4 protein-coding genes are annotated in these 4,499 nt (G+C 38.7%); all 4 read left to right on the plus strand.

The genetic code is table 11. The features are described from left to right. The first annotated feature begins 47 nt into the window (after positions 1 to 47). Positions 48 to 2,141: an HDIG domain-containing protein gene (locus LHW48_06590; protein MCB5260123.1), complete on the plus strand. Its 2,094-nt coding sequence runs from the start codon at positions 48 to 50 to the stop codon at positions 2,139 to 2,141. After that, positions 2,128 to 2,565, plus strand: coding sequence for an rRNA maturation RNase YbeY (gene ybeY / locus LHW48_06595; protein MCB5260124.1), 438 nt, complete (start codon positions 2,128 to 2,130; stop codon positions 2,563 to 2,565). The genes LHW48_06590 and ybeY overlap by 14 nt, the downstream gene beginning before the upstream one ends. Beyond that, a complete protein-coding gene (locus LHW48_06600) occupies positions 2,565 to 3,824 on the plus strand; it encodes a hemolysin family protein (protein MCB5260125.1) in 1,260 nt (419 codons plus the stop codon). The genes ybeY and LHW48_06600 overlap by 1 nt, the downstream gene beginning before the upstream one ends. Next, positions 3,817 to 4,499 (plus strand): hypothetical protein (locus tag LHW48_06605; protein ID MCB5260126.1); only part of this gene is annotated, 683 nt, incomplete at its 3' end. The genes LHW48_06600 and LHW48_06605, both read left to right, overlap by 8 nt.

Genomic DNA, 4,499 nt, shown 5'->3' on the forward strand with positions numbered 1-4,499 from the left:
AAGCTACAAAAGCTTGACAATATTTACCGAGTAGTTAAAAGGGAAAAATGAATTCGAAATATCTCTTAACTATAATTCTAACAGCATTTGTGATTGTTGGCTTATACCATATATTTGCTGTAAGTAGATTTAATTATCCGGAGTATCAGCTCAAAGAAGGACAAGTAGCAGAAACAGAAATTATTGCTCCTTTCGACTTTCCGGTGTTGAAATCGGCGCAACAGCTAAGTAATGAGCAAGAAGAAAGCATCCGAAGTTTGTCCATGCCCTATCGCATAAGTGACGAACCGCTGTTTGATGCCTTGAGTACGATGGACATCATCTGGGCAGTATTCTTTCGCTTCCCAGATTTGGAGAGGGCAGATCTACAGAAAGAATTTGAAAAGGCAGGATTTCCGCTTACGGTAGAATCCCTCAAATTTGCGATGGACAGCAACGCAAGGGATAGGGTTTATGATGACCTGCGTCTTGCACTTACAGAAATATATAATCAGGGCATCTACGAAAACATTGAGGCAGATTCTATCAGCCTTTGGCAAACCGATACTGAAACACGAATGTCAATAACCGAATTTCTTTCGGTTCAAGCAGCAGAAGCTAAGCTAATTGAAAAAGTCCCCGAAGCCGAAAAACTCATCTTGGATACCAACAAAGCTTTAGTAAAAGCTAATGTTTTGCCAGATAAAGAATTATTTACAGAATTGAGCCAACGTAAGCTTAGCCAAATTCCGGATACAGAAAGCATCGTATTACAAAATGAAGTTGTGATTCGAAAAAACGCTCGGGTAGGAAAAAGTGAAATAGAGAAATTGGAATCTTTACAAGCAGCCTATGTATCTCGAAATATTCAAAAATCCGCTTTTCAGCAAATGCTTTTAGCGTTGGGGTTGTTACTCTATGTATTCGTGATTTTACTGGTGGCAAACCATTATTATGGAATCTATAATAAAGATTTTCGAGAACACTTGGCGGATTATCTGCCGATCAACCTGGGCTTTGTGCTAATTACGCTTTTTGCTATTCTCGGCAATCACGTTTTGGGGCTCAATAATCTTCTTATTCCTTTTGCCCTAACCGTTGTTGCGGCAGCAATATTGGTGGGAATTGAATTTGGTATCCTGTACTCCATCACTTCGATGCTTATTGTAAGTCCCTTTATCAATTGGGAAACATATCCCCCTATAGTATTCATATTAAGTTCAATAATAACGATTATTTTAATCAAGCGGCAAAAAGCGCAACATGAATTTCTTTCTATATGGTTTTATCTCCTATTAAGCGGAAGTGTTGTAACCGTAGCAATTTCGATATACAAAAGTGACCCTATAAACATAGTTTTCCGCAATATAGGCTTTGGCCTTATCTCCAGCGCTATAAGCATCATGGGCATCATCATAATAGTTCCATATTACGAAAAGAAATGGAATAGAGCCACAAAACAAACTTTGTTAGAGCTGTTGGATTTCAATCATCCCTTGCTCAAAAAGCTTGCTACTTCTGCCGTAGGAACATATCATCACAGCCTGATTGTTGGCAATCTTGCCGAAAGAGCCGCTGAAGCCATTGGGGCAAATCCACTTTTAGCAAGGGTAGGCAGCTACTATCATGATATTGGCAAAATCATCAATACCGAAATCTTTACAGAAAACAATGAAGACAGCTCGGAAATTCATGATGAGATGAGCCCAGATAAAAGTGCGTCACTTATAAAAAATCACGTGCTTGAAGGAATTACTCTGGCAAAAAAATACAAAATACCTCAACCCGTAATAGACATAATTGTACAACATCATGGCGATAGCCTTATTCGCTATTTTTATGATCGTGCCGAAAAGATGAGTCTTGCCACAGATACAGAAAACTATAGATATCCGGGACCCCGACCTCAAAGCAAAGAGGCAGCATTAGTGATGATTGCCGATATTGTGGAAAGCACCACAAAAGCAAAAACTATATTAAACGAGAAGGATATCGAGAAAATAATTGACGACACGATATCCCGCTTAATAAGAGAAGGTCAATTTGATGAAGCCCCAATTACAATGAAGGATCTTTCTAAAATAAAACAGTCCATGTTGCCAGTTTTGGGCAGCATTTACCGCAAACGCTTGGACTACCCAGAGGATAATGACAGAAATTGAGATACAAGGAGATCTGCCATTAGGAATTACTAAGGAGCAGATTGAACCTTTTGCACACAGAATACTAAGCTCGGAAGCACCCGGAATAAAGTTTGAGATTAGCATTTTATGCACAAACAGCGAAGATATGCGTAAATATAACCACTTCTACCGAGGCGTTGACAATAATACAGACGCGTTGAGCTTTAAAGGGGAAAGTCTAATTTTAGAAGGGGTTGAAACACAGTTTTGTGATATTATTATTGACACAAAACAGGTATTTAAGCAAAAGGGGAAAAATACTTTCAACGAGGAATTTTGGCAGGTTCTGATTCATGCTCTGCTTCATCTGGCAGGCTTCGATCATATAAGAACCTCAGACAAGGAAAAAATGGAAGACGCTGAAGAAAATTACCGAAAGCAGATACCGGAAGGGTTGGCATAATGGAGCCTCAAATAATATATTTAGTAATCCTTTTAGCCCTTTCGGCGTTCTTTTCGGGTAGCGAGACAGCAATGTTTTCGCTTTCCCGGATTTATTTGAAGAAATTAGAAAACAGTACTGGGCGCAGTAAAGCATTAGTCTTAAAGCTGCTTAGTAAACCCCGTAAGCTCTTAGTAACTCTATTGTTGTGCAATACCTTCGTAAATATTGCGCTATCTTCATTTAGCACGTTGATAGCCTACAATATTGCTGTGTCTCATGGATGGGATGTTTCTTTGGTTATCACTATCCAAATAGTGATTGTAACCATAGCAATTCTATTCTTTGGAGAAATTGTCCCCAAACTCATAGCCCTTTCTAAAGCAAATGAGCTCAGCTTGTTTCTGGCTTACCCATTAGTTGCCATAGAAACCGTATTAAGTCCGGTAGTATGGATATTTGTAAAACTAAGCAATGTGATATCCAAGGGCAGCCAGGGCGAAAAAGGATTAAGACAAAGATTTACAGAGGAAGACTTCCATAATTTGATTCAGAGCAACACTACATCTGCATCTCTGGAAGAGCACGAAAAAAGGATGTTAGTTGGACTATTCCGCTTTAGAGAAGCAGAAATAAGCGAGATCTATGTTCCACGAGTAAAGATAACTGCTGTGGAAGAGACACAAAGCTTGGACGAACTGAAGACAATAATTATCGAAAGCGGTTATTCACGAATTCCTGTCTATAGAGAAACCATTGATGATATTGTTGGCATTATTTACGTGAAAGATCTAATCTTGTATCCAGAGAAACAAAGCATTGCAGCATTAATGCGTCCCGTATGGTTTGTAACCGAAAACATGAAAATCCAGAGCTTGCTAAATCAGTTTAAACTTAAAAAATTGCAAGTTGCCGTAGTAGTAGATGAATATGGCGGTACTTCTGGTATAATATCTTTGGAAGACATCTTGGAAGAAATCGTAGGAGAAATTCAGGACGAGTATGATTCCGATGAGATTCCAGAATTTATTAAATGTGACGACGGTAGCTGCCTGATAAGTGGAAACTATAGTGTGCGACAATTTAATCAGGAATTTATACGAGAAATCTCTGTGGACGAATACGATAATATGGCAGAATTTTTATTGGCTAGTTTCAATCATGTTCCTCAAGTGGGCGAAATCTATTGCTTGGATGATAACCTAGAGTTGAAAATTATGGATAGCGATGAAAAAAGCATAAAACAGATAAAAGTAATCATGCATGGGGACTATGCGTAAGCTTCTTTTAAGCCTTTTACTACTATTAAACATCCCGTTGCTTTGCGCTGTAAATCTGCGCTATAAGGTAAGCTCTTGGGGCTTGAGCGTTGCAGATCTGCAAATTGATCTGGCAAAGGGACGAAGTAGTTTTAGGGTAAAGAGCAAAGCCAATATGTTATTGTTTCCTCATATTGATAACAGTTATCTTATATACCACGATGATAATTATAATCCATTAAGAATAAACCGCATAGTTCATCAAAGCGAATTGCAGGATTCCATTTGTACTACCTACGTAGGAAATCGAGCCACAATGCATCAGAAAAGTACCGGAGAAAGCATTTCATACAATATTACCCCCAACACTAGGGATGTATTTTGCTTGATTTTGGCTATTTGTAACGATAATGAAGCCGAAGGTATCTATCTTGTTGACGGCAACGGAAGAACTTGGCATGCGCGGGTTAGTAGCGCTGACATAGAGAATATATCGACTGCATTGGGTAAACAAACTGCTCGAAAGCACGAAATCAGTTTTGAGCCGCTAACCTCACAAAAAGCTCCATATACGGATATGCTTACGTTTAACTTTTTAAACCCAGATGTAAAACTTAACTTGTGGATATCTCTAAATGGGTTTCCCCTTAAAGCCAAACTCAAAAAGAGTTTTGTTGGCATGAACTGGGATATTCT

It is taken from the genome of Candidatus Cloacimonadota bacterium (assembly GCA_020532355.1).
In the GTDB taxonomy this organism is placed as follows: Bacteria; Cloacimonadota; Cloacimonadia; order Cloacimonadales; family Cloacimonadaceae; genus UBA5456.